The following is a 23,639-nucleotide window of genomic DNA, read 5'->3' on the forward strand; positions in this document are numbered from 1 at the left end:
GGTCACGCCGTGACAGGGACCAGCTTCTCGAAGAAGAACTCGTGCTTGAGGAACGACACGTCGTACTCGTGGCCCGGCTGCGGCGGGAGCAGTTGGGCGGCCTGGAAGAGGCGCCAGCCGTCCTTGAGCGCCTCCAGCCCGCTCGCGTACGGCGGGACGTCGGAGTCGCCCGTGGTCGGTGAGGTCTCGCCGGTCCCGTCGTACGTCGACCAGCCGACCGTGCGGGAGTCCAGCGCGGACGAGGCCAGGTAGAGCACCAGGACCTGCTGGCGGACGGTCTGCTGAACGGCAGCGGTGGTCATGCCATCTCCTTCTTCGCGGCGTGTGGGTTGAGGCTGCGCTGCGCGACCACGCGGCGCGGGCGGTTCGACACCCGGGTCACCCAGTAGTCCGGGTCGTAGGTGTCGTCGCCGGTGATCGCCTGCCACAGCTTGACCCGGTTGTAGATCTCCAGCCGGCCGGTGGCGTTCTCGTACCAGGGGAAGTACTGGCCGAGCTCCGTGGCCACCTGCTCGTCGTACAGGTCGTCGGTGTTCCACAGCCGGACCTGGCGGACGGTCGGGTTGAAGCGGATCTTGAACATGTAGCGGTCGACGGCGCTGTCGTTCTTGCGGCCGCCGTGCCAGATGCCGTGGTGCAGGAGCACGACAGTCCCGGCCGGGCAGGTGAGCCGGGTCTGGCCGAGCAGGTTCTGGTACCGGCCGGTGTCGGACTCGTTCGTCCGGCGCAGGTGGCTGCCGGGCACGCTGAGGGTGCCGCCCATCTCGAGCGTCACCTCCTGCGGGTAGTACATGAGTTGCACGTCGAAGGCGTCCTCGCGGACGTCGATGATCGCGTCACCGTGCAGGTTCTGCGCCTCGCCCTCGTGCGCCTTGCGGATGTGGACCGCGTGGTGGTCGACGGTCGGCTCGGGCCCGACCAGGCTGTGGATGGCGCCGGCGATCTCGGGCAGTTGTACCAGCCGCTGGACGAACTCGCTGTCCTGGAACGCCTCGGACAGCGGGGTGCCGTAGGGGACGCCGGGGATGCCGGCCTTCAGGACGTCGAGCGCCTGCTGGTTCATCTCGTCGGGGACGACGGCGTCCATCCGGAACGAACCGGTGGCGACGAACTGCGCCATCTGGACCGAGGTGAGCAGGTTCTTGCGATGCGGTTGGGTCATGTCTCTCCCTCTCGGGGCGACTGGGCCTTGGTGGTCACTACTCGTCCAGGTTAGGTTTCGATGCTCTTGTTTCGCGTGGGTTGAGTTCACCACTGGTGGTAATTTCTCACCATGATTCCGTTGCACCTGGCCGAGCCGCCCGAGGTCGTGAACGTCGGGGTGGGGGTGCACGGGGTGCGGGGGCCGCGGGACATCTTCCGGCTGCCAGACCTGTGGCAGTTCCACCTGTATGGGTACTCCGCGGACCTGACCGTGAGCGGGACGACGTACCCGGTCGCGCCGGGATCGGTCAGCCTGACGCCGGCCGGAGTACAGGTGCAGTTCGACTATCGCGGGCGCTCGGAGCACCTGTACGTCCACTTCCGCCCGCGCCCGATCGGCGAGCCGTCATACGTGCCGGTCGTGCAGGACGCCGGTACTGCGGCGCCTGCGCTGTCCGACATGCTCCGCTCGGCGATCGGGGCATCGCCTAGCGGCTCGGCCCGGGTGGTGTCCGAGGTGTGGGCGGCGTTGTGGCGGGTGGCGCAGCTGTCGGCTCCACTCACCGAGGGTGGGGCGGTTGCCGGACACTCGGCCGTGTCGGCGGCGATCGCGTACATCGAGGCGAACCTGGCGCGGCCGCTGACCGTGCCCTCGCTGGCGGCTGCCGCGGGGGTGTCGCACAACCACCTGACGCGGTTGTTCCGGGCGGAGACGGGGATGACGGTGGTCGCGTACATCCGGCAGCGGCGGATGACCCGGGCTCGCCACCTGCTCGTCTCGTCGACCTTGTCGATCCCGGCGGTCGCCGCGTCGGTCGGCATCCCCGACCTGCACGCCTTCAACAAGGCGTGCCACCGGGAACTCGGCGGACCGCCTCGCGTAGTACGGGCCGGAAACACGGTGGCCGGTGGTGGGCGGGCCGTCTAGGGTTCGCCGCATGTATGAGCTGATCCCGGTGGCCACCGCGCCCGAACTGGAAGAAGAAGCGGAAAAGCGGTTCGTGGAGGAGTGGCCGGAGTTCATCTTCCACGATGCCGGGGTGAAGGTTTACCGCGAGCGGCGGCGGTCGTACTTCCTCGACTGGGAGTTCTACCTGGTCTCGGTCGAGGACCGGCGGCTGATCGGCGGGTGCTGGGGTGTGCCGATCGCGTGGGACGAGACGGTTTCGGACCTGCCCGGTGGGTTCACGGATGCGCTGGGGCGGGCTGTCGAGTCTCGGGAGGCCGGTGTGGTGCCGGACACGTTCGTGCTGATGGCCGCGGCGGTGCGCAACGACGAGCAGGGCAAGGGGCATGCCGGCCGGGTGATCACGGCGGTGAAGGAACAGGCGGCTCTGGCTGGGCTGACGCGGATGATCGCTCCGGTGCGGCCGACGTTGAAGGCACGGTATCCGCTGACCGATATCGCCGAGTTCATGACGTGGACCCGGCCTGACGGGCTGCCGCTGGATCCGTGGCTGCGGACGCACGTTCGCCTCGGCGCTCGGTTGCTAGCGCCGGCTCCGGTGTCCCAGACCATGACCGGCACGGTCGAGGAGTGGGAGAAGTGGACCGGGCTCGCACTGCCGTCCAGTGGTACCTATGTGATCCCCGATGGACTGACCGTGCTGGAGGTCGACCGCGAGGCCGACCAGGGCATCTACCGCGAGCCCAACATCTGGCTACGTCACGCCTGAATCAGCTCGCCCGAGAGCCCGAGCGGTGAGACTGTCCGGGCCGAGGTTTCCGCGGAGGATGTGGAGACAGGTTTCGCGGTCGGGACCGGTCAGGGCTTGCTGGGCCCAGAGGGCGATGTCTTCCAGGGCTCGGGCGGCTCGGTAGTAGGTGAGGCGGGTGTGATCGAGGGTGACCGGGCCGTAGCCCTTGAAGAACGAGTCCTCCTCGGCCTGTGTGGTGGGACCGACGGAGCGCATTCCGCCGAGCATGAACAGCAGGTCCTGCTCGACCGGCGCGAGTACTACGTCGTCCCAGTCGATCAGGTGCAGTTGCTCGGGAGCGACCAGGATGTTGCCCAGGTGCGGGTCAGCGTGGCAGATGACCGCAGTACCGCCTAGATCCCGTGCTGCGAGCTCTTGGGTCAGCTCGACGATCCGCGCGATGGTCTGCTGGTGCTCCCGCCAGGTCGCGGCGACTTCGGCCTCTAGGTCGTCCTGCGGTTCTACAGTGCTGAACCTCTCACCCAGGGACTGAGCGAGTGCCGGCATGCGGGCGTTGATGGGGTTCAGCCGGGGCATTGCGGCTGCCAGGGCCGCCGGTGGCTCGATGGCGTGGACCTCAGCCAGCAGAGCGCCGTACGAGGTCCACTGGTCCGTGGTGAGGCCAGTGTCGGCCGCACGGTCTCCGGTGATCCACGGGGCCAGGGAGAGGCGTTTGCCGTCCCGGACGCTCCAGAGCTCGCCGGTGCGGGTTCTGAGTGGTCCCGGGATGCCCTGGACTCCGGAGTCGACCAGGAACGCCGTGACCTTCGGAGCTACGTCGGTACCGCCGCCGCTCCACTTGAGCGCGTACTGCTCGCCTGTGGGGGTCGAGGCCTGCAAGACCTCGGCAGCCACGTCCGCGCCGTGGTGGACCGGCTTCAGGTCGGCCAGTCCCACGCCGAAGTCGTCGGCCACCCATCGCACGAAGTCCGTCACCCGCCCCAGGATGCCGCTTTCCACGTCACCCGGCGAGCGAGTTATCCGCTGATGCTTGAGAGCTGCCGGGGCCGGGGCTTCCTGGGCGGAGGTTGCCCCTGGCCGCGTTCGCAGTACGGCGGTTCGCAGTACGGGCGGGTCAGCGGTAGTTGACGAACTGGACCGCGAAGTCGAGGTCCTCGCCTTTGATGAGCGCCTGGACCGCCTGCAGGTCGTCCCGGCTCTTGCTGGACACCCGGAGTTCGTCGCCCTGGATCTGCGCCTTGACGCCCTTCGGGCCCTCGTCGCGGATCAGCTTGGAGAGCTTCTTGGCGTTCTCCTGGGTGATGCCGGCGCTGATCGTGGCGTTGATCTTGTAGATCTTGCCGGACAGCTTCGGCTCGTCGGCCTCCAGGCCCTTGAGCGAGATCTGCCGCTTGACCAGCTTGTCCTTGAGCACGTCGAGGACGGCGTTCACCCGCTCCTCGGTGTTCGCCTGCATGTCGATCGTCTCACCAGACCACTTGACGCCCGCGTCCACGTTCTTGAAGTCGAACCGCTGGCTGATCTCCTTCGCCGCCTGGTTGACGGCGTTGTCCACCTCCTGGTGATCGACCTTGTTCACGATGTCGAAGGAGGACTCCGAAGCCATGGCAGTTCCTTTCCGATTTGCTGTCAGGGGCACTGTCTGTTGTATCGTCTCTCACGCCGCTCCTCGGAGCAGCATCACCCTGGCAGGTTGCCCGAGCGGCCAAAGGGAGCAGACTGTAAATCTGTCGGCTTATGCCTACGCAGGTTCGAACCCTGCACCTGCCACAGGGACTGAAACCGCCCCTGACCTGCGAAAACGCAGGTCAGGGGCGGTTTTGTCGTGTCCGGCTGTGTCCGGCCGTAACCGACTCTCTACGGCCGTCCGTGCGGAATGCGTGCGGAAGTTTGCTACGCCGAGGGCCGCCAGAGGGCTGGCCGCGTGGCGCTGCTGGTCCTGGGAGGCACATTGGGACTGAAGTCCTGCCTCGGCTGGCCGTAGTTGCGGCCTTCGACGAGGGGAGCGACCCACAGTCCGGAGCTTCATCACCGCTGTGGTCAAAGGCCCCACGTGGAACTGGCGAGAGTCACTCTGGCTGAGGTGTGGGGTTGTTCCTCGGTGGGAGGTGGCCATGAGGATGCATATGTCGGTCCACTGCTCGTCGTTGTCCTCGAACCGGGTGAATCCGGCCGATGCTGACCAGGCCGTCCGAAGTGATGCTCGTGAGCACGATGTCGCCGCCGACGTAGATCCGGTCGGCCGGCGGCCGGCGTCCGCCGCCGGGCGCGACAAATCTGCCCCACCTCGGGACACTGGAGTCGGAGCGGCGGTAGTGGGCTGGTGTGTGAGTCGGTTCTGCTGCGGCCCGGCGCCGCTCGCCACCGTTCGCATATCGAAACCAAGTCGGAAAACACGATCGACACCTTCACCTAGACTCCCTCCATGAGTCGTCCCCGCGCGACAGGCCGAATTCGACGATTACTGTTGTTCGCCGCTGCGATCGTGACGGCTGCGATCGCCGTCAGCGGGCTGTACGCCTACATTTTCCCTCCCGCATTGGGGATCTACAGGGAGTATCCGGATGAAGCTGCGTCCGTGGGGGTGTACTTGGAGGTCACCTTCAATGATGTTGAGCCGAGTTCCAGCACGATCCTTGCGACGGTCCAAGTCGACATTCTGGTTCCACGCGAAAGAGTATCGAGCCCTGGCGACTCGAAGGTGAAAGTGGGTTTCAGGACTGGAAGTCAAACATCGGAGCTGGAGTTCGTGCCGATGCTCGCCGATGCCTCGGATGATCGCGTTGATGCATGGTCGTCAAGACCCGCTAACATTCGTTTCGAAACATACGGAAATCAAAGTTCCTTCCCATGGGACAGCTATGAACTAGCTGGATTCCTCGATGTGGTCGGATCAGGCGACTTTTCAGTCATAAATGAATCCGGGGAGACACGTGGATATCCTGTCTATCTCAGTCTTTCCACAGGGAACGGCGCATCCGACTGGAGTGTTCGACAGATAGACTTCAGTTCACGAGGTTCGGCAGGGAGTTCATTCGATTCGCCCAGCATCTATCTCAGAGTATCTCGCCCTCTGTCAACTATTATCTACCTCATGACAGTTGCCGGTCTGCCGCTTCTCATTGCGTTGGCCTTCGCTAGCAAGTCATTAACGCGCCGGCATCGCCTCTCGCCTGGCGACGCGACCAGTCCGCTTGAGCTTGCTTCTGCTCTTCTTGCGCTTCTCGCACTAAGGCAGGTATTGACGCCAGCGAATGTCTCGTCAATAACGCTTCTGGACAGGGTTTTGGCAATCGAACTTGCGGTAATCCTAGTTCTGACGCTGATTGTGTATCTTGACGAACGCCCTCCGGCCGTTGCGCAATCAATCGACGCGTCCGGGGTTGCGGTGAAGCCTGTTGAGGACAGGAATGATATATCCAGTTCTTCGGTGCCGCTTTCGCCTCATTGGGCACAGGCGAGCTCGGGGTTGTGGCTACCGCGGGCGTTACCGAATGAAGAGCAGGTGGGGGTCACGCGAGAACGGCAACGGCGGATTGCACCGCCAGATGCTCGGTCATGAAGATAACCGGTTCGAGGTTCGTCGGTGATTCGGACAGCAGCGCTGTCCGGCTGTACATCGAAGCCACGGAATCAGGCAGTCCTGGTACAGGCGCTTCGGTGAACCGGACTTGCTCGATGATCCCGCACCAGCGCTGGTGATGTAGCTTGCGCCCTGAGCCGAACAGGGGAGCGAATCGGTGAACGATAAATTGCGACACGGTGGGCGCCGGGCCGCGGAGTGGATCGAGCAATTCGCGGGCCGTACTGGTTGGGCGTTACTCATCCTGGCGGTTGGGTTGATTATTGGCTGGTGGGCTGGCAGCTATACGGCATGCTCACAAGCGAAGTGTCACGTTCGCGTTGATGCCATCGAGGCTGCTGGCACGTGGGTAGGTGGGCTTGGCACGATGGCGGCGGTCCTCTTCGCGATCAACGCATTTCAGGCAGAGCAGCGCAACCGCCTGGAGGAGCAGCTCAGGCGGGACAGAGAAGAGCATCTTGCTGTGGTCGCCGCATTGGCAGATGCCCAGGAGGAAGAACACCGCGCTCGGGCCGACGCGGAGCTGGTGATCATTGACGCGCGGATCCGGGTCTCCGATGCCTCCCACGTAATGGGTGTGGCGGTGGTAGTGCGCAACCATTCCAACGCGACCTCGATCTACAAGCTCAGCGGCGAGATCGTGGGGTACGGACCCATACCTCCGGAGCACGAGGTTCCTGCCGGACGTTGGTCGTACCCAGCCGACTATGGCTCCGCCGGCACAGCGACTGACCAGTTGCCGACTCCCCTCGCTGGTGAGGGGGACGATGCCCGGCGCGCCTTTGAGCAGAACCTCCGCGCCCGCGTCACCATCACGTTCGAGATGAACGATCGCCGATGGCGACGCGCTGGCAACGACCCGGTAGAGCTGATCAGTTGACTGGGCGTCGTCGGTAGCCGGGGTCGCGCATCGCCGACTATGGCCGAAACCGAGGTTGACCTGCCCGCTGCCGATGCCGTCCGGATCGGCGCCGGCCTGATGGTGGCGGCCTGTTCTCTGACCTTCGGGCGGAAGGTGCGATTCGCCAGGTGGAGCCGCTTCAGTCGACGCGGGTAGGTGGAGCGGACCAGGAGCGGCAAGGGCTGCTGTGTCTGTGGATTCGTAGTCCGTCTGGATGGTTCGGGTACGTTCTGATCGACGAGACCATGAGTGCGACTTGGGTCGGCAGAGATGCTCACGCTCGCTGAAACTCCGCGGTAGTGGCTACCCGTAGGCCTGTGTACAACGGCAGCCGGCCAACGCCGACTCGTGCAGACTTATAGTCAGATCCGGGTGAGGTCACCCTCGCGGACCCTGGCCCAGCCTGAGGGCGTGGGAGGTAGCCGCTTCGGAACGCTATCACCCCTGAATCCAGTCAACTCTGCCAGGGGACCGCGTCGCCAGCGAGTTTCGACGAAGTTGGGTCCTGGAGAGCTCGAACACTCTGATGGACGCCCTCGTCGGGGAGATGGGCAAGCCGAATCTTGCCACGGCGTCGCGACGGTGGCGCCGTTCCATTGAGGGTGTCGCCGGCATGTGCGAGGCTGCTCCGATGCGAGTCTTGTGCCTCGACTACGACCTCGGCGCTGGTGAAGACCACTACAGGTTCGGTTCGTCGGTTTCTCTGTTTGACTACGATGTTGTGTTCTGGGATCCCGCCCAATCCCTTGAAGGGTATAAGGCGCTCAGGGATACCTATCAAGGGCGGGATTCTCTCAATGACAACGCGTCGGCGAGGCTCGTGAACGACGTGCATCGCCGGAACTCTGAATTCAAAGACTTCCTAGAGATGGGGAGATGTCTAGTTATATTCCTCCCAGGCGATCTGGACGTCTGGGTGGATACGGGGAAGAAAGATTACTCCGGGACGGGACGGAATCGTGCAGCCACGCGCATTGTCGACAGGTTCAACATCCTGAAAGCTATCCCCCTGGATCTCACTTTCGCGCCCGGAAGTGGCCTCGAAATCACGCCAGCCAACGACATCATGGCTTCTCTGTTTAAGCAGAGCCGTGAAAGCTGGATATACCGATCCGTGATCGAGAAACACCAGACCGTGAAGCCGCTCCTGCATATCAAGGGGACGAAGAAGTCGGTCGCAGGCATGGTTCGTGTCAAAGGGGCAGGTGGAAGACTCATACTGTTGCCCGAACTCGTCTTGCCCTTCGCTGATGATGAGAGCGACGGTGACGCAGACGATCTTGATCTTGTCGAGACTGGCTCCCCCGAGGACTCCGGAGTCGCAACGCAGGCTGAGGAGGATGAGGACGAGCCATGGCCGGGTGATCTATTGCTGGCCTGGGTTGAATCGTTAGTGGCTGAACCGGATGCGTCCTTGCCATCATGGACGGCGGAGTACAAGTTTCCGACTGAGGCGCGGCGGTCGGCTGAGCAGGTGGCGTTGGAGGCGGAGCTATCGGAGCTTCAGGTTCGGATTGAGTCGCTCAACGCGGAACAAGCGCGAGACGAGCAATGGAAGACGCTAATTGCAGGTTCTGGTGCATCGCTTGAGAGACGAGTCAGAGAGGCTTTCGAGCTGGTCGGATTCACCTTTGAACAAGTCGATCCGGGCCGAAGTGACCTGAAGGGCGAGTATCAGGGTCGGCGAGTTGTGGTCGAAGTCAAAGGGCTCTCCAAGAGTGCGGCTGAGAAGAACGCCGCGCAGCTCGAAAAATGGGTCTCTGAAGAACTTGCCGAGGAGCGCGAGGTGAAGGGTGTGCTCGTGGTGAACACTTGGCGGGAGCTCCCGGTTGCGAGCCGCACCGAGGCCGATTTTCCTAACCAGATGCTGAAGTATTGCGAGCAGCGAGGACACTGCCTGTTAACGGGACTCCAACTGCTGTCCATGGTCAGAGCGTGTCTTGACTCGCCGGATCGCAAGTCTGAGATCGCATCGCTGGTCCTCGACACGGTCGGTCCCGTAGAGAACTGGAGCGACCTAGCCTCGATCTTCGTCCCGCGTGAAGGTCAGGCGGAGTCGGCCCAGCTCTCGGTGGACGAGCCTGAGTCGTCCCTGCAGGGCGAGGTTGTGGATCCCACCGAGAGTCAAGGCGCTGACCCGGATTAGCAGCACCCTGAATCGGTACCCGACTTCGTGCCCCACGACGATCCGTCGCCCGATGGACAGGTCGGAGCGCGTTTGACAACTGGTACGCGGCTGAGCGCGTAATCGCCGATATCGGCCGGCTAGCATGCCTGAGACCGCGTCAGGGCTCCTCATAACCCAGAGGACGCAGCTTCGGTGGGGGCGCTGGTCAACGCCTTGGCGGGCCGCCGAGGAGATCGCATCTAACGTCATGTGCGCGGAACTGGTGCGGAAGTTTGGGAGCGTGCTGATTGCCGCCCAGGTCAGAGCGTCGGAGACGCCCCTCTGTAAATCTGTCGGCTTATGCCTACGCAGGTTCGAACCCTGCACCTGCCACAGGGCCTGAACCAGCCCCTGACCTGCGGAAACGCAGGCCAGGGGCTGGTTCGCTGCTCGAGGCCTGAGCATGCCCGTTCGGGCAAGCGGATCTGCCCGAAAGTACGGGTTGGAGATGCTCGCGTCCGGGAACGGCGCGATCCATGCTGGCATGGTCGATGTTCTCGTACGGATGAGGACGGGAGTCGCCCTGTGCCGATGTCTGCCGTGCTGTACGACGGGGCGACACCACCACGTCCCAAGAACCGTCGCGCTGAGACGGAGGCCGCAGGATGCCGACGGCTCACGCCGGGGCTCGGCCGACAGGGCAATGCCGCCACTCTTATGCGGCTGCAGCGGACGCCGGTAATGCCGCAGTGGTTGCGGATCTCCTTCGGCACCCCTCTGCAGCCCGTACTGAGCAGCCTGCTGTGCAGCGGTGCGGCGGCGAGGTCCATGCCGGCTGCCCGTGCGGAGCGGAGGAAGCCACGGCCGAGGAGCCTGGCCTCGGCCAGCCAGCTGTCCAGCGCCTCAGCGTGCCAGTCGTGCAGCGCGCCTGCCCCACGACCCCGACCGGCAGGGGAGGAGGCATCCAGCAAGACGGGGGCGGGTTCCTGTCCTCCGATGTATGGTTCGACCGCAGCGCGAACAAGGTCTTCATCTCTGACTTCCCCGTAAACGGCGCGAGTCCCCCGGCGGGTATGACGACCGAGCCCGACTGGGAGCGCGCGCTGTCGGTCATCGCTGGAACGCCCTCCGTCGGGCCGATCGTGGGGATCTTCGGCTACTCAGACTGTCTCGGCTCCGAAAGCCGCAACGGCCCGCTCCGCCAGAAGCGAGCCGACGCCATCCTCGGGCTGCTGCCGCCGGCGTCGAAAGCGAAGGTGATCCTGACCTCCGGCCAGATGTCAGGGAGCTTCCTGGCCGGCAATGACAGCGCGGAGCAGCGGGCTCATAACCGCGCCGTGATGGTGCGCATCCTCCCGCCGATCGGGCCGAAGGGCTCCGACGCCTGCGACATGCTCGCGGCCGCCACGAACCTGGACCAGTTCTTCTTCCTCGTCCGGTGCATGGAGACGCGGCTCGGCCTGACGAAGGCAGCGGATGCGCCAAAGGTGTTGTCGCTCCTTCGTCAGATCTACTACGGGTCGGCCGTCTGGACGCTGCCAAGCGGCCGCAACCCGGTCTGGGACGACGTTGTGACCGTTCGGCCGTGGTCGCCTGGCACCGATCCGGGTCCGATGCTGGGCAAGAAGCTGTTCGATGCTCTCAAAGCCAGCCAGACAATCACTGAGAACGGCAAGGACATCGACCTCGGGCACCTGCTGACCGGGATGGATGCCGCCCGTAAACCCGAGAACGTGAGCGCCAGCGTCGGCCCGTTCAAGCTCGGCACCAACGTGAAGAACCACGAGTGGGCCACCTGGGCCGGAGACGTCGGGTCCGGGGCCGCGATGTCCGTGCTGTGCACCTCGTACATGACCTTCCCTGTGAACGATGCGAAATACTTCACCGGGGGTGCCTCCGACCAGGACCTGGATGGCGACATCGACGCGTATGCCATCTGGGCGGCACTCAACGAGGGCACTCCAGACGTCGCGCTTCGGCTCGACATGACGGTCTCCGACGCGTTGCTCGACTACTACCGCACGACGAAGACGAACGCCGGCAAGGGGCGAGCAAGTAGGTACGAGGTGTTCGTCAACTTCTACGGTGGCCAGGCCAAGGGTGGCGTGATCGGGAAACCGGCGGAGCTGCATGCACGGCTACTGCCCTCGGTCCAGGAGTTTGCCCTGCTCTTCTTCGGCAACGAGCTGAAGAAGGTTCTCGGTGGTTCCTACTCCGGCGGCTGCTTCGGAACCCCGACACCACCAGCGCCGGGCCGTACGGTCGATCTCGGGAAGCTGCTCGGCGACGTCGCAGTTGCCTCGGACAAGATGACGGCCATCTTCGTGCATTGGCTGATGAAGCGGGTATAGCCGGACGTGAATGGCAGGAGCATCCCGAAGGAGCCGAGCGCACAGCCTCCGACCTGCGGAAACGCGGGGGCGGGGGCTGCTTCGTGGGCGGGGAATAGGGGCGAGGAGACTTGGGGTTGGTCTGTACGTCGAGTTGGCTGAATGAGCTAGGAGAGAGCGGGCGATGAAACCCACCGAGTTCGTCAAGGTGAACAGTCAGTTCTGGGGGGATCATCTGCGGAGTGTGAGTGAGCATCTGCCCACCAGCCACTCGCGCGAGCTGCCCGGGCCGCTGGTGTATCCGCGGCTGATGGTGCTGACCGAGACCCCGGACTGGAACATCCTGGAGTTGGTCGGGGTGAGCCGGGAGTACCGCTCCCTCGAGGTGAAGCGACAGAAGGCCGACAGCATCGACCAGTACTTCGGGGGCGCAGCCTCCGCATCCGATGCAGTTGTAGTCCTGCAGGACGAGAGGGTCTTCAAGGACGCGACGATTGCCACTGAGTCTGCGCGCACGGCTCTCGGAGACAGGTTCGGAGGCGCCGAGAGCCTGATCGGCGCTGAGGTGGTGGGTAGCGGCACGAAGCTCCTGCAGTTTGCTCCGGGGAACTACTCGACGTTCGAGCGTGTCCTGCTCGCCTCGACGGCTGACTCGTCGGTCCGCCTCCACTGGACGTTCCTGGCGATCGCAATCCACCGGTCGGAGCCGGCGGACAAGTACCGGGACTACCTGCAGCAGCTGGTGTCCGCGTCCAACCATCTCGATCCGGTCGGCACCTTCAGCGTGCCGCGGGGCGAGGTGGAGCAGCGCCTCAAGAGCGACGCGTTCGCGAGCACCTATCTGATGCACGGTCTCCCCGACGCGACTGCCGGCGAGTTCCTGGAACAGCACGAGGACATCCTGTTGTCGGCGTTCGACGCGACGAAGCTGATCCGTGAGCCGTACCTCGAGTGGCGCGATGGCAGCCCCGGTGCGGACGAGGTCGCGCTCACCCCGGACTTCATCCTCGAGCGTGCGGACGGCAGTCACATCATCGGCGACCTGAAGTTGCCGCTGCTCGAGACCGGGACCAAGGGCGGCAAGAAGCGGCACCGCTCGTACGGCGCACCCGTGCGCGACGGGTCGGCCAAGCTCGCGCAGTACGACGAGTACTTCAAGAGCCCCGAGAACCGCACGTTCGCCCAGGCGAAGTACGGCGTCGAGGTCACCGACCCGCGCAAGCTGCTGGTGATCGGCAGCCAGGAAACCGTCGACCCCGCCGAATTCGAGGGCGCGGCACAGACCAACTCCTTCGAGATCGTCGACTACGACACGATCCTGCGCCTCCACCTCGCAGCCAAGTTCTAGCTGCAGCCGGCCAGGGCGTTGGTGACGCTCCAGGCCTAGCGCCGGCGGGGCTGTTGTTGGGGGTGGGGACACCAAAACGGGACCTCGGACAGGTCATTTCTTGTCCGAGGTCCCCGTCCGTTGTCCGAGGTCCCGGCATCGTGGGCGGACCCACCGCAGGTGCTCGGCCCAGAAGACACCTGGACGGTCGCGGTGGCTGGCGCTGCCGAGCAACCTGGCGATGGCGGTCGGGGTAGCCCCGGACCGCCAGCACTCAGTAACCGCACCCGCCCCTCTGACAGGCCGCCTGGCGACGCCGGGCTCGTGACCTATCGGCGAGGTTGCTGAGTGGTGGCAGTCCGCCGGACCCCGGACCATACGATCCGGTCGGCGAAGGCGCCGCGGGCGGCGGCTTTGTCCTGGCGGAGCTTCTCCAGTTGATCCCTGTTGATCCCGAGGTCGGCGGCCAGGGCGTAGACGACCTCCAGTACGTCGGCCAGTTCCTCCGGGGCATCCTGGTCGTCGGCTGTCAGGAACTCGTCGACTTCCTCGGCCAGCTTCTCCCGCAATCGCCGGCGATATTCAGCGAGGTCTGCCCGGTGGGTGATCGGCTCCTCACCCTTGGCGCGGATGATGTCGGGGATCAGATCCCGCACCAGTTTCCCGTCAGTCGTCAACTCTTCCCTCCGTTGGCGGTAATGCCGGTGAGGGCGGTAACCAGGGTGGCGCGGGAGGTGGCGGACAGGTCGGAAGTGAGGGCCTCGATGCGGGTGGTGAAGGCGTTGTGGGCTTCGTGGGCGAGGGCCAGGCCGTCGGTGGTGAGGGCAATCTGGCAGGCGCGGCGGTCGGTCGGATGAGCCGCGCGGGCGACCAGCGAGCGACGTTCTAGGCGGTCGACCATGCTGGTCAGGCTGGAGCGTTCGATGCTGAGGATGCGGCTGAGATCAGTCATGCCAAGCGGGCCGCCGAGGAGTACGCAGAGCAGGTGCGCCTGCTGAGGAGTCAGCCCGAGCGGGCGGCTCGTCTCGGCGTACAGGTCTTGGAGGACGTGCATCAGGCTGACCAGGGAGCCGACCAGCTCCGTGTCGCTCGCTGTCTTGGTGGCCACCATCCCACTGTAGTCCGAAGGGCGGAAAGTTTGCTCTCCTGATAGTTAGCAGGACTAGTATTTAGGTCTACGAACTAAATAGGAGGCAGACGATGAACGTGCGTTTCGGCTATGGCTCACCCAACGGCATCCGCGACATCGCGGAGATCCTCGACCTGGCCGCGAAGGCGGACCGGGCCGGGCTCGACGTCTTCTCGGTCTCGGACCATCCGTACCTGGCGGATCACCTCGACGGCTATGCCCTGATCGGCTACATCCTCGGTCGTACCGAGCGGATCTCCACGCTCGTGAACGTGACCAACCTGCCGCTCAGACCCGCGCCGATGCTCGCCCGTACTGCGACCTCGCTGACCGCGCTCTCCGGCGGCAGGTTCATTCTCGGCCTGGGTGCGGGCGGCGCCTGGGACCGCATCACCACGATGGGGGTGCCGAGAATCCGCCCGGCCGAGGCGGTCGCCAAGTTCGAGGAGGCGATGGTGCTCATCCGCGAACTGTCAGGCGGCGGTCCGGCCGTCACCAACGACGCGGTTCGAGGCATCGTCCCCGCGGCTGTCCCGGCGCCACTCATCTGGACAGGCTCGAACGGCCCGAAGTCCCTCGCCGCGACCGGACGCCAGGCAGACGGCTGGATCCCCGGCCACGCGGCCGACTGGATCAGCGAGGTCTACAAAGACGGCCGCCGCATCATCGACGAGGCCGCGCTGAGCGTCGGCCGCAAACCGTCGGACGTCGCGACGATCTTCAACCTGCCAGGCGTCATCACGTCCCAGCCACGCAGCCGGGTCCGCGACGCCGACGGCCGCTGGATCGGCGGATCACCGGCGCAGTGGATCGAGGAGCTCACCACCGCGGTCCACCAGTACGGCGCCGCCGGGTTCACGCTGTTCGCCCGCGGCACCGAGCCGCTCGAGCACACCCTCGACCTCTGGGCCCACGAGATAGCCCCCGCAGTACGAGCCGCGACCTCCTAACCGTTGGGTGCACCTGCAGGATGGACGGCTGACGTCGAGGTCGTGGAGGCCGGTTCAGTCGAGGGTCGCCAGCTCTTCCGGGGTGAGGGTCAGGGAGCCTGCGGCGATGTTTTCTTCCAGGTGGGCCGTGCTGCCGGTGCCGGGGATGGCCAGGACGTTGGGGGATCGGTGGAGGGTCCAGGCCAGGCGGATCTGCTGGGCGGTGGCGTTGTGGGCCGCGGCGAGCGCCTGTACTGCGGCCGACGGGGCGGGCGTGGCGCCCCGTCCGCCGGATGCGCCGGCGATTGCGAAGAAGGGGACATAGGCGATTCCGCGGTCCGCGCAGGTCCGGAGGAAGGTGTCGTCGGAGCGATGGGTGTCGAGGGAGTAGCTGTTCTGGACGCAGACCACCGGGGCGATCGGTTCGGCCTCGTCGAGGTGGTCGGGGCGGACGTTGGAGATCCCCAGGTGCCTGATCAGGCCGGCGTCGCGGAGTTCGGCGAGCCAGCCGAAGCGCTCGGCGAGAGAGCCGGAGCCGTCCATGACCCGCAGATTGACCACGTCGAGGTGGTCGCGGCCCAGTTGGCGGAGGTTCTCCTCGACCTGCGTCCGGAGCTCGGCAGCCGTGGTGGCGTTGTAGAACCCGCGCTCCGGGTCGACGCCCGGCCCGACCTTGGTGGTGATCACCAGGTCCTCCGGGTACGGCGACAAAGCCTCCCGGATCAGCTCGTTCGCGTACCGCGTCGGCGCCTTGTCGCTGATCCCGAGCGTCCCGCCGGGGGTGGCGTAGAACGCGGCGGTGTCGAGGTGGTTCACGCCGAGCTCGACCGCGCGGCGCAGTACGCGGATGGCGACGGATCGGTCCGGGTTGGCCGTGATGCGCATCGCGCCGAAGCCCATCCGGTTGACGGTGAGGTCGCCTAGCTTCCAGGTACCCGCGGCTGCCGCGGTGATGTCAGAGGGCACTCGGCGAGCCTAGCCCTGCGGCAGAGGTCACTCCTCGATCGCTCCGCCGACGCCACGCAGGTGCTCGCGGAACGTCAGCGAAGGCCGCTTCTTCCGCTCCGCGAGATAGACGTCGAACCGCACCTGCTCGCGCAACGACGTACCGGCGTTGATCTGCGCGGCCTGGCGCCGTTCGGTGTCGCGGATCGACTCGGCGAGGTCGAGCAGTTCGTCGGCGCGCGCCGCTGGGATGAAGACGATCCCGTCCTCATCACCCAGTACTAAGTCGTCGGACGTGACGGTCCATTCGCCCACGGTGGCAGACTGCAGCGCATCGGCAGGCAGGGTCCTCATCCCAAGCGGGCCGGTCGGCATGGCGCCCAGGCTGTAGACAGGCAGCCCGATCGCCTGGATGTCGACGGTGTCGCGGTGCAGACCCCAGACGACCAGCCCGGCGAGCCCCGCCGCCTTCGCCTCCAACGTGACCAGGTCGCCCACGCACGCCTCGTCGCGCCGGCCGCCGTTGTCGACCACAAGTACGTCGCCCGGCGAGGCCGATTCGAACGCCTCGAGGAAGATGTCGACGCTCCCGACATGCTGCGCGGGCAGCACCCGGCCGGCGACCCGCGCGGCGACCACCGGCCGCAGCGACACCGTGCGAACGGGCAACCCCGCCCGCAGGCAGGCATCGGCGACATGAGCAGTGGTCAGATTCCCGAACCGCGTCTGAAGATCAGTCATTCCCTGACCATAGTCAGAGAATCGACGCCCCACCACCGGTACGCCGTACCGTCCTGCGAGTGGTCAGTGGGAGAGGAAGGTGATGATTTCGGGGAGGCCGGGGTGGTAGCCGTCGGTGGTGTCGACGGTGAGCTCGGGGACCGGCAGGGAGACGCGGTTGAAGGCGTCGTGACGGCGGCGCCAGTTGTCGCTCGGGGTGTGGCCGTCCTCGTGTGCCTTGCGGAGTTCGTTGCCGGCGGCCCGTTCGGTGATCCGGGCCTGCGCGACCCCGGCGGAGACGGTGCAGTGGACGATGCGGAGATCGGCGAGGTCCATGAACGGCGTGAGCCGCGGACCCCAGATGTGGTCCTGGAACGCCGCCTCCACCACCACCGTCGTACCGCGGCCGATCAGCAGGCCGATCACGTCGAAGAAGGTGGACAGCGTGCGCATCGTCAGCGGGTCCGACGGCCCGGGGACGAACCCGGGATTCGCGTGCACCATGCCTTCCTTGATCTCGTCTCGGCAGATCGCCGGACAACCGACCGCCGCGGCGACCTGGTGGGCGAGCGTGGTCTTGCCCGTGCCCGGGGGACCGCTGATCACGATGAGCATGGGCTTGGCTGGCACCGGGGCACCCTAGCCTGAACCGGGCCCCCGTGTCCGGTCCCTCTGCCCCGATCCTCTGTGCCCGGTCCGAAGCTGTGTCCGGATATGGCTGGACGTGGGACGAACGGATTCGCAGGATGAGTCAGTGACCACGTACTCCGCCGTCCGCACCACCGGCATCTACTGTCGGCCCGGGTGCGGCGCGAAGCCCCTCGCGGAGAACGTGCAGACCTTCGAGCTCGCGGCTGCGGCCGAGGCGGCGGGGTACCGCGCGTGTCTGCGCTGCAGGCCCTACCGGGTCGCGGGGACCGTCGCCGACGATGCGCCCGAACTCGTCTGCCGAGCCGTCCAGCTGATCATCGGAGGCGCGCTCGACGAGGCGGACGAGTCGGCGCTGGGTGCGCGGCTGGGGTTGTCGCCGCGGCATCTGCGGCGGATGTTCAACGATCACCTCGGCGTCACGCCGGGCCAGTTCGCGCGGTCCCGGCGGGCGCATTTCGCCAGGCGGCTGCTGGACGACTCGGAGTTGACGATCGCGGATGTCGCCTTCGCCTCCGGATTCGGGAGCCTGCGGCAGTTCAACCGGGCGATGCGGGAGGTGTTCCGATCGACGCCGCGCGAACTCCGGGAACGTCGTCGCCGCACCGATCGCCTGGTCGCGGACGGTGGACTGGTACTGCGGATGCCGTTCACCCCGCCGTACGACTGGGATGCGATGGTTGGGTTCCTCGCCGAGCGCGCGATCCCCGGTGTGGAGTCGGTGGTGGACGGGATCTACCGCCGCACGATCGGGCTGGACGGCGAACCAGGTCTGCTCGAAATTGCTCCCGGCGGCGCCGATCACCTGCTGCTGCGCGCCCATCTCCCTTACTGGGAAGGCGTTATCCACGTCGTCGAACGAGCCGCCCGCCTGGTCGGCCTGGAAACCGAACCTCTGCTCGCCGCCGCCCAACTCGCCGGCGACCCGGTGATCGGCCCGCTGATCGAATCCCGCCCGGGCATCCGCGTCCCCGGCGCCTGGGCCCCCTTCGAGACCGCCGTCCAGGCGGCCATCCGAGATCAATCACCCGCAGAAGCCGATGAACTGCTCGCCGGGCTGGTCAAGGTTGCAGGAACCCCTGTGCCCGGGCTCGACCACGGCCTCACCCACGCCTTCCCGTCCGCAGAAGCCGTGTACTCCGCGCCGCACGCCGCCGGCGAGGCCGTGCAGTCCCTAGCCGCAGAAGTTGCTGCAGGCAACATCAGGCTGGACGGCGCGGAGTCCCTTGAGAACCTGGTCGCCTCCCTGACCGCGATCCCCGGCATCACCGAACAAGCCGCCCACGAAATCGCCCTCCGCCTGGGTGCCAGAGACGCATTCCCCCGCACCCCGACCCTAGAGTCCGAAGCCTGGCACCCCTGGCGAGCCCTAGCCGGCATCCACCTCCTGACCGCCGATCGTGAGGGCGGTCAGGCGAGCGTGGTGTAGGTGCCAGCAGCTAGCAGTTCGTGGGTGGTTGTGGCGGCGAGGTTGTAGGCGGCGGTGGTGATGGCGGGGCCGAGGCTGACTCGGGCGACGCCGAGTGTGGTGAGGTCTCCGATACTGGGAGAGCCTGGGCCGACCATGATGTTGAGCGGGAGAGGTGACCCGGTCACGAGATCCTGGATCGTGGGTGGGTCGGTGACGCCCGGTACGAAGAGCACGTCCGCGCCTGCCTCGGCGTACAGCTTGGCTCTCTGCAAGGTGCCGGTTCCGTCGCCCAAGAGATAGGTGTCTGTGCGGGCGTTGATGCAGAGGTCAAGACCGGCGGCGACGGCTGCCTCGCGGGCGGCGGCGATGCGCTCCGCCTGGACGGTTGCCTCCAGCAAGGATCCGTTGAGGCTGTCCTCGAGGTTGATCCCGACGGCGCCGATCGTGATGACCTCGGCAACTGTCGACGCCACGTCGGCCGGCGTCGCGCCGTACCCGGCTTCGATGTCGGCGGTGACGGGCACGGAGACGACGGCGACGATGCGCCGCAGCGCGTCGAGCGCGTCGGCACGGCTCAGGCCGCCGCCGTCCTCGACTCCAAGTGCCCAGGACACCCCGGCGCTCGTCGTCGCGATCGCTGGTGCCCCGGCTGCCTCGATCGCCTTCGCCGAGCCCGCATCCCACGCGTTCGGCAGGACCAATGGAGTCGGTCCGTGGTGCAGAGCCCGGAAGGCGCGAGCCTGCGCGTCCCGGTCGATGGCTGCGCCGCTCACAGGCTGACCAGCAGTTCGTGATCGATCTCGACGAACTCCACGATCAAGTCTGCGAACTGCCCCGCGATCAGTTCCTTGTACGCCGCCGAGCCCGTGTGCGCCTCGTACGCCGCCTGGTCGGCGAAGTGCTCCACGAACAGCAAGTAGTCGGGGTTGGCCGGATCGCGGTAGACGCGGAACGACAGAGTGCCTTCCTCTTGCCCTGGACCCTGCGGCGCGAAGGCCTGGATTAGCTCCTCCGCCTTCGCCTGGTTGCCGTCCTTGAGCTTGATGGGGAACACCTTTGCGAGCACTTTCTTCCTCCTGGCTGAGTGGTGAGGAGTCAAGCGTCACCCGCACCGGTACCCCGGGTCTGGCCATATTCGGCCATCACAATCCGTCTCTGTATTCAAGATGATATGTCTCATCAAGCAAGATCTTGGTCTAGCCTGAACAGTGTCGACGAGGACGAAGGAGTCCGGGATGAACAACGTGTACACCCATGGCCACCACGAATCGGTACTGCGCTCGCACATCTGGCGCACCGCGGAGAACTCGGCCGGGTATCTCCTCCCGCAGCTCCGCCCCGGCATGTCCCTGCTCGACATCGGCGCCGGTCCCGGCACCATCACCGCCGACCTCGCGGCCCTGGTCCAGCCGGGCCGGACGACCGCGCTCGAGGCGAACGAATCCGCCCTGGACATCACCCGCGCCACCTTCGCCAAGCTCGACATCGAGGTGGACTTCGTCGTCGGCGACGTGCATCGGCTCGAGCTCCCGGACGACTCGTACGACGTGGTGCACGCGCACCAGGTCCTGCAGCACGTGGGTGATCCCGTGCAGGCGCTGAAGGAGATGCGAAGGGTCTGCAAGCCCGGCGGGATCGTCGCCGCGCGGGATTCGGACTACCACGCGTTCACCTGGTTCCCGGAGTTGCCCGAGCTCGACGAGTGGATGGACCTCTACCAGCGGATGGCGCGGGCGAACGGCGGTGAGCCCGACGCGGGCAGGCGCCTGCTGGCGTGGGCACTGGCCGCCGGGTTCGAGAAGGTCGAGGTGACGGCGAGCAACTGGACCTTCGCGAACCAGCCGGATCGCGACTGGTGGGGTGGCATGTGGGCCGACCGCATCCTCCAGTCCGACCTCGCCCGCCAGGCGCGCGCCGCCGGAGTACCGGAGGAAGATCTGCAGCGCATCTCCGACGCCTGGCGCACCTGGTCCGCGGCCCCCGATGGCTTCATCTCCTTGCTCCACGGCGAAATCCTCGCGACTGCCTGAGCCTTTTGTCGGTAGGCCCTGCCTAGCATCACCGGCATGATCGACTACAGCGTGCCAGGGCCTTTGACGGAACTTCGCCCTGACCAGGTTCAGCTGGCCGAGAGCCTGCCGAGAGACCCGCGCGGGATCTGCAAAGCCGTGCAGAGCTTGGTGATCCAGCCACGCGACGCGCCCGCGGCCGGCATCCCCGACGAGCGCATCCCGGAGAAGAACCTGCGCTCGGCCGCAGCGATAGTCGACGCCCTGATCGCCGAGGACCCACGACCATTGAGCGACGCCCGTACTGCGGAGCGCCGCGTGGTCGGCACCTGCCGTCACTTCGCGACGCTGGCCACGGCTCTGCTGCGGCTCCGCGGTGTGCCGGCCCGGGCGCGCTGCGGGTTCGGCGCGTACTTCGTGAAAGGGCAGAATCTCGACCATTGGGTGATCGAGTACAGGCCGGCCGAGGACGATCGCTGGATCCGGCTCGATGTCGAGAACCTCGACCGGCACTGGCCCGCCCACCTCGACGATCTCCAGCCCGGGGAGTTCCTGACCGGTGGCGAGGCCTGGCAGTGGTACCGGACGGGTGAAGTCGATGGCGACCTCTTCGGCGTCGGTGGACCCGACCCGGTCTGGGGACCGGGGGAGATCCGCGGCAATGCGATCCGGGATCTCGCTGCGCTCAACAAGGTGGAGATGCTGCCGTGGGACGAGTGGAGCCGGATGGACGACTCCTACCAGGGCAGGACCGGCCCGGACTTCGATGCGCTGATGGACGAGATCGCCGCCACGACCGACCCCGAAAGCCTTTACCAGAAGGAGGATCTGGCCGTCCCCGAGGAGCTGATCAACTAGCCGGCACGACGGGGTAGCCCTCGGGGTCGCACGGAAACAGCTATGGTGACGAAGCTAGTGTCCGTAAGTCGTGCTCTGACAGTGGGCGAACCCCCACGGCGCGGGCGGAGCACACTGCGCTGCGGCGGACGAGGTTTCGCGCTCTCCGGGGGTTCACTGGTGCTGTAGGGGTTCGCTGCTTCCTCTGGGGGTTACCCCACTGCTCTGGGGGTTAGCCCATTGCTCTGACAGTGGGCGAACCCCTACGGCACGGGCGGAGGACACTCTGCGGCTGCGGCGGGCGAGGTTTCGCGCCCTCCGGGGGTCCGCTAGTGCTTCTGGGTTCGCTGCCTCCTCTGGGGGTTACCCCACTGCTCTGGGGGTTAGCCCATTGCTCTGACAGTGGGCGAACCCCTACGGCACGGGCGGAGGACACTCTGCGGCTGCGGCTGCGGCGGGCAAGGGTTCGCGCGCTCCGAGGGTCCGCTAGGTGCCCGCGCCACCGCCCGTCTTGAACGAATGGGCACGCTGCCGGGAAACCTCGTAAAGCACCGCAGTCGCGGCGTTGGCCGCGTTGAGCGAGCTGGCCGAGCCGGTCATCGGAATGCGGACCAGATGGTCGGCGAGACCCTTCCAGGCTGCGCTCAGACCGGAGGTCTCGTTGCCGATCAGCAGCAACGTCGGGCGCGTCAGGTCGAAGTCGTAAATGTCGGCCTCGCCGTGCTCGTCCGTACCGACGACCACGATCGGTACGCCGTGCGCGCGCTGCGTCTCGACCCACTCCATCACCTCGCGCTGCGAGGGGACACGGACCGCGGGCAGTGCGAAGAGCGATCCCGTGCTCGCCCGCACCGACTTCGGGTCGTACACGTCGGCCGCGTGACCGGTGACGATCAGCCCGTCGGCGCCGAACGCGTCGGCGGACCGGATGATCGAGCCGATGTTGCCCGGCCCGGTGGGCCGGTCGAAGACGACGCCGAGGAAGTCGGGCCCGACCTGGATCCGGTTCAGGTCGTCGGCCGGCATCTCGAGTACGGCGATCACCTCGGGCGCGGCCTCCTCCTTCTCGCCCAGTTCCGCGAGCAACTCCGGCGCCATGCTCACCCGCTCGGTCAAGGGCAGTCGCTGCAGCAGATCCTGCGCCCAGTGCGACAGCGGCCGCGCGGAATCGTGGATCAACGCGCGGACCGGCCAGCCGTGATCCACCGCGAGAGTGATCGGCCGGACGCCCTGGACCAGGAACTCCCCGGCCCGCTGCCGCTTGTTCCGGTTGGACAGCAACGCCTGCCACACCTGGAACCGGGCATTCCGGCTACTGATCCGCTGCACCGCGGCCATCGGTCCTCCGTGAAGTCAGCCGAACGAACCCCCACACTACGAGGACCGGCATGGTTGGCCGCCCGCGGTTCGTCGAAGTACTGCCTCCAAGTACGGCGTTGAACCGTAGAACTGCGCGGAGGTCAGGCGACGGATTCGAGTAGGCCCAGCTGGTTGCCGTCTGCGTCGCTCACGGTCACCAGGCGCTGGCTTCCGCTCGCGACGATCTGGGGGTCGGTGCTGGTGATGCCGTGGGTGGCGAGTTCGGCCAGCGCCGGGTCGAGTTCGTCGACGGTGAAGTTGACCGCGGTCCGGCCGGCCCGGTCCGGGTCGTGGAAGACCTGGACGACGCCGAGGTCGCTCAGGTGCCATTCGGCCAGCGAGTCCATCGGGCGCGTGTCGGCCGGGCGGCCGAAGAACGACTCGTACCAGTCGCACGCCGGACCGAAGTCCGTCACCGGGATCACCGCGAGCACTGCCTTGATCGTCACCGTTCGTCGCCTACTTCCCATCAGGGTCGCCCTGGGCGGCCGACCTCCCCTGCCCCTGTCGGTGCCCAGGTCCCCGCTCCGCCACACCGAGCATGCCGAGATGGTTATATGCAGACCGAGCGATGCAAGCCGCGCCAACCCCGCACGGTAGTTG

The 23,639-nt window shown here is 66.3% G+C and carries 24 protein-coding genes and 1 tRNA gene; 12 read left to right on the top strand and 13 right to left on the bottom strand.

From position 1 onward, the window contains the following. Positions 1-2 precede the first annotated feature (2 nt). Both ACFPJ1_RS29450 and ACFPJ1_RS29455 read right to left on the bottom strand, forming a co-directional pair. Complete coding sequence (locus ACFPJ1_RS29450; protein ID WP_380108823.1) at positions 3-302, bottom strand: hypothetical protein; 300 nt, start codon at positions 300-302, stop codon at positions 3-5. Continuing rightward, entirely contained in the window at positions 299-1,162 is an 864-nt protein-coding gene (locus tag ACFPJ1_RS29455) for a phytanoyl-CoA dioxygenase family protein (RefSeq protein WP_380108825.1), read from the bottom strand. The genes ACFPJ1_RS29450 and ACFPJ1_RS29455 overlap by 4 nt, the downstream gene beginning before the upstream one ends. A 111-nt stretch (positions 1,163-1,273) precedes the next feature. Here ACFPJ1_RS29455 and ACFPJ1_RS29460 point away from each other — a divergent pair, with 111 nt between their 5' ends. Together ACFPJ1_RS29460 and ACFPJ1_RS29465 are read left to right on the top strand one after the other, a co-directional pair. After that, positions 1,274-2,071, top strand: a complete 798-nt coding sequence (locus tag ACFPJ1_RS29460) for an AraC family transcriptional regulator (protein ID WP_380108827.1) — start codon at positions 1,274-1,276, stop codon at positions 2,069-2,071. A gap of 10 nt (positions 2,072-2,081) precedes the next feature. Continuing rightward, positions 2,082-2,819, top strand: coding sequence for a hypothetical protein (locus ACFPJ1_RS29465; RefSeq protein WP_380108829.1), 738 nt, complete (start codon positions 2,082-2,084; stop codon positions 2,817-2,819). On the opposite strand, the gene ACFPJ1_RS29470 is transcribed toward ACFPJ1_RS29465, so the two are convergent. Together ACFPJ1_RS29470 and ACFPJ1_RS29475 are read right to left on the bottom strand one after the other, a co-directional pair. Continuing rightward, positions 2,805-3,776, bottom strand: coding sequence for a phosphotransferase enzyme family protein (locus tag ACFPJ1_RS29470; RefSeq protein WP_380108830.1), 972 nt, complete (start codon positions 3,774-3,776; stop codon positions 2,805-2,807). The two genes, ACFPJ1_RS29465 and ACFPJ1_RS29470, sit on opposite strands and share 15 nt — an antisense overlap. Positions 3,777-3,915: 139 nt before the next feature. Continuing rightward, on the bottom strand, positions 3,916-4,407 hold the full coding sequence (locus ACFPJ1_RS29475) for a YajQ family cyclic di-GMP-binding protein (RefSeq protein WP_380108831.1): 492 nt from the start codon (positions 4,405-4,407) through the stop codon (positions 3,916-3,918). Between the two features lie 81 nt (positions 4,408-4,488). On the opposite strand from ACFPJ1_RS29475, the gene ACFPJ1_RS29480 reads away from it, so the two are divergent. The 6 genes from ACFPJ1_RS29480 to ACFPJ1_RS29505 all read left to right on the top strand — a co-directional run bounded on the left by ACFPJ1_RS29480 (position 4,489) and on the right by ACFPJ1_RS29505 (position 13,070). Then, a tRNA-Tyr gene (locus ACFPJ1_RS29480) sits at positions 4,489-4,571 on the top strand. 655 nt (positions 4,572-5,226) lie between these two features. After that, the gene (locus ACFPJ1_RS29485) at positions 5,227-6,363 is read left to right on the top strand and encodes a hypothetical protein (RefSeq protein ID WP_380108832.1); all 1,137 of its coding nucleotides are present in this window, start codon (positions 5,227-5,229) and stop codon (positions 6,361-6,363) included. A 178-nt stretch (positions 6,364-6,541) separates the two neighbouring features. Further along, positions 6,542-7,264: a hypothetical protein gene (locus tag ACFPJ1_RS29490; protein ID WP_380108833.1), complete on the top strand. Its 723-nt coding sequence runs from the start codon at positions 6,542-6,544 to the stop codon at positions 7,262-7,264. A 547-nt stretch (positions 7,265-7,811) separates the two neighbouring features. Next, positions 7,812-9,431, top strand: coding sequence for a hypothetical protein (locus tag ACFPJ1_RS29495; protein ID WP_380108834.1), 1,620 nt, complete (start codon positions 7,812-7,814; stop codon positions 9,429-9,431). A 1,034-nt stretch (positions 9,432-10,465) separates the two neighbouring features. Then, complete coding sequence (locus ACFPJ1_RS29500; protein WP_380108836.1) at positions 10,466-11,743, top strand: hypothetical protein; 1,278 nt, start codon at positions 10,466-10,468, stop codon at positions 11,741-11,743. Positions 11,744-11,906: 163 nt separating this feature from the next. After that, entirely contained in the window at positions 11,907-13,070 is a 1,164-nt protein-coding gene (locus tag ACFPJ1_RS29505; RefSeq protein WP_380108837.1) for a hypothetical protein, read from the top strand. 308 nt (positions 13,071-13,378) lie between these two features. Here the strand turns inward: ACFPJ1_RS29505 and ACFPJ1_RS29510 are convergent, their stop codons facing one another. Together ACFPJ1_RS29510 and ACFPJ1_RS29515 are read right to left on the bottom strand one after the other, a co-directional pair. Next, complete coding sequence (locus ACFPJ1_RS29510; RefSeq protein WP_380108839.1) at positions 13,379-13,726, bottom strand: pyrophosphohydrolase domain-containing protein; 348 nt, start codon at positions 13,724-13,726, stop codon at positions 13,379-13,381. After that, positions 13,723-14,157: a MarR family winged helix-turn-helix transcriptional regulator gene (locus tag ACFPJ1_RS29515; RefSeq protein WP_380108840.1), complete on the bottom strand. Its 435-nt coding sequence runs from the start codon at positions 14,155-14,157 to the stop codon at positions 13,723-13,725. Before ACFPJ1_RS29515 ends, ACFPJ1_RS29510 begins: the two co-directional genes overlap by 4 nt. Before the next feature lie 92 nt (positions 14,158-14,249). Between ACFPJ1_RS29515 and ACFPJ1_RS29520 the strand changes: the two genes are divergently transcribed. After that, positions 14,250-15,128, top strand: coding sequence for an LLM class flavin-dependent oxidoreductase (locus tag ACFPJ1_RS29520; RefSeq protein ID WP_380108841.1), 879 nt, complete (start codon positions 14,250-14,252; stop codon positions 15,126-15,128). A 54-nt stretch (positions 15,129-15,182) separates the two neighbouring features. Here ACFPJ1_RS29520 and ACFPJ1_RS29525 read toward each other — a convergent pair whose 3' ends face one another. The 3 genes from ACFPJ1_RS29525 to ACFPJ1_RS29535 form a co-directional block, all read right to left on the bottom strand. Continuing rightward, the gene (locus ACFPJ1_RS29525) at positions 15,183-16,073 is read right to left on the bottom strand and encodes an oxidoreductase (protein ID WP_380108842.1); all 891 of its coding nucleotides are present in this window, start codon (positions 16,071-16,073) and stop codon (positions 15,183-15,185) included. A gap of 27 nt (positions 16,074-16,100) precedes the next feature. Beyond that, the gene (locus ACFPJ1_RS29530) at positions 16,101-16,793 is read right to left on the bottom strand and encodes an RraA family protein (RefSeq protein WP_380108844.1); all 693 of its coding nucleotides are present in this window, start codon (positions 16,791-16,793) and stop codon (positions 16,101-16,103) included. 63 nt (positions 16,794-16,856) lie between these two features. Continuing rightward, on the bottom strand, positions 16,857-17,402 hold the full coding sequence (locus ACFPJ1_RS29535) for a P-loop nucleotide/nucleoside kinase family protein (RefSeq protein WP_380108846.1): 546 nt from the start codon (positions 17,400-17,402) through the stop codon (positions 16,857-16,859). Between the two features lie 124 nt (positions 17,403-17,526). On the opposite strand from ACFPJ1_RS29535, the gene ACFPJ1_RS29540 reads away from it, so the two are divergent. Then, entirely contained in the window at positions 17,527-18,849 is a 1,323-nt protein-coding gene (locus ACFPJ1_RS29540; protein WP_380108847.1) for a DNA-3-methyladenine glycosylase 2, read from the top strand. On the opposite strand, the gene ACFPJ1_RS29545 is transcribed toward ACFPJ1_RS29540, so the two are convergent. Beyond that, on the bottom strand, positions 18,831-19,604 hold the full coding sequence (locus ACFPJ1_RS29545; RefSeq protein ID WP_380108849.1) for an isocitrate lyase/PEP mutase family protein: 774 nt from the start codon (positions 19,602-19,604) through the stop codon (positions 18,831-18,833). The genes ACFPJ1_RS29540 and ACFPJ1_RS29545 overlap by 19 nt on opposite strands. Further along, positions 19,601-19,897: a putative quinol monooxygenase gene (locus ACFPJ1_RS29550; RefSeq protein WP_380108851.1), complete on the bottom strand. Its 297-nt coding sequence runs from the start codon at positions 19,895-19,897 to the stop codon at positions 19,601-19,603. The genes ACFPJ1_RS29545 and ACFPJ1_RS29550 overlap by 4 nt, the downstream gene beginning before the upstream one ends. Positions 19,898-20,066: 169 nt before the next feature. Here ACFPJ1_RS29550 and ACFPJ1_RS29555 point away from each other — a divergent pair, with 169 nt between their 5' ends. Next, entirely contained in the window at positions 20,067-20,861 is a 795-nt protein-coding gene (locus tag ACFPJ1_RS29555) for a class I SAM-dependent methyltransferase (protein ID WP_380108853.1), read from the top strand. A gap of 36 nt (positions 20,862-20,897) precedes the next feature. Then, entirely contained in the window at positions 20,898-21,698 is an 801-nt protein-coding gene (locus ACFPJ1_RS29560; protein ID WP_380108855.1) for a transglutaminase-like domain-containing protein, read from the top strand. A gap of 465 nt (positions 21,699-22,163) precedes the next feature. Here the strand turns inward: ACFPJ1_RS29560 and ACFPJ1_RS29565 are convergent, their stop codons facing one another. Together ACFPJ1_RS29565 and ACFPJ1_RS29570 are read right to left on the bottom strand one after the other, a co-directional pair. Continuing rightward, a complete protein-coding gene (locus tag ACFPJ1_RS29565) occupies positions 22,164-23,015 on the bottom strand; it encodes a TrmH family RNA methyltransferase (RefSeq protein ID WP_380108857.1) in 852 nt (283 codons plus the stop codon). A gap of 122 nt (positions 23,016-23,137) precedes the next feature. Then, positions 23,138-23,485 carry a VOC family protein gene (locus ACFPJ1_RS29570; RefSeq protein WP_380108858.1) on the bottom strand — a complete coding sequence of 116 codons (348 nt, stop codon included), beginning with the start codon at positions 23,483-23,485 and terminating at the stop codon, positions 23,138-23,140. Positions 23,486-23,639 lie beyond the last annotated feature (154 nt).

Origin of the sequence: Kribbella qitaiheensis, assembly GCF_042657745.1 — a bacterium.
Taxonomy (GTDB): Bacteria; Actinomycetota; Actinomycetes; order Propionibacteriales; family Kribbellaceae; genus Kribbella; species Kribbella qitaiheensis.

What these genes read in the sequence shown, in the direction of transcription:
- ACFPJ1_RS29460 (WP_380108827.1), top strand. Translation starts at nt 1,274, where the DNA reads ATGATTCCGTTGCACCTGGCCGAGCCGCCCGAGGTCGTGAACGTCGGG.
- ACFPJ1_RS29505 (WP_380108837.1), top strand. Translation starts at nt 11,907, where the DNA reads ATGAAACCCACCGAGTTCGTCAAGGTGAACAGTCAGTTCTGGGGGGAT.
- ACFPJ1_RS29560 (WP_380108855.1), top strand. Translation starts at nt 20,898, where the DNA reads ATGATCGACTACAGCGTGCCAGGGCCTTTGACGGAACTTCGCCCTGAC.
- ACFPJ1_RS29495 (WP_380108834.1), top strand. Translation starts at nt 7,812, where the DNA reads ATGGACGCCCTCGTCGGGGAGATGGGCAAGCCGAATCTTGCCACGGCG.
- ACFPJ1_RS29450 (WP_380108823.1), bottom strand. Translation starts at nt 302, where the DNA reads ATGACCACCGCTGCCGTTCAGCAGACCGTCCGCCAGCAGGTCCTGGTG.
- ACFPJ1_RS29485 (WP_380108832.1), top strand. Translation starts at nt 5,227, where the DNA reads ATGAGTCGTCCCCGCGCGACAGGCCGAATTCGACGATTACTGTTGTTC.
- ACFPJ1_RS29465 (WP_380108829.1), top strand. Translation starts at nt 2,082, where the DNA reads ATGTATGAGCTGATCCCGGTGGCCACCGCGCCCGAACTGGAAGAAGAA.
- ACFPJ1_RS29555 (WP_380108853.1), top strand. Translation starts at nt 20,067, where the DNA reads ATGAACAACGTGTACACCCATGGCCACCACGAATCGGTACTGCGCTCG.
- ACFPJ1_RS29530 (WP_380108844.1), bottom strand. Translation starts at nt 16,793, where the DNA reads ATGACTGATCTTCAGACGCGGTTCGGGAATCTGACCACTGCTCATGTC.
- ACFPJ1_RS29455 (WP_380108825.1), bottom strand. Translation starts at nt 1,162, where the DNA reads ATGACCCAACCGCATCGCAAGAACCTGCTCACCTCGGTCCAGATGGCG.
- ACFPJ1_RS29565 (WP_380108857.1), bottom strand. Translation starts at nt 23,015, where the DNA reads ATGGCCGCGGTGCAGCGGATCAGTAGCCGGAATGCCCGGTTCCAGGTG.
- ACFPJ1_RS29520 (WP_380108841.1), top strand. Translation starts at nt 14,250, where the DNA reads ATGAACGTGCGTTTCGGCTATGGCTCACCCAACGGCATCCGCGACATC.
- ACFPJ1_RS29500 (WP_380108836.1), top strand. Translation starts at nt 10,466, where the DNA reads ATGACGACCGAGCCCGACTGGGAGCGCGCGCTGTCGGTCATCGCTGGA.
- ACFPJ1_RS29475 (WP_380108831.1), bottom strand. Translation starts at nt 4,407, where the DNA reads ATGGCTTCGGAGTCCTCCTTCGACATCGTGAACAAGGTCGATCACCAG.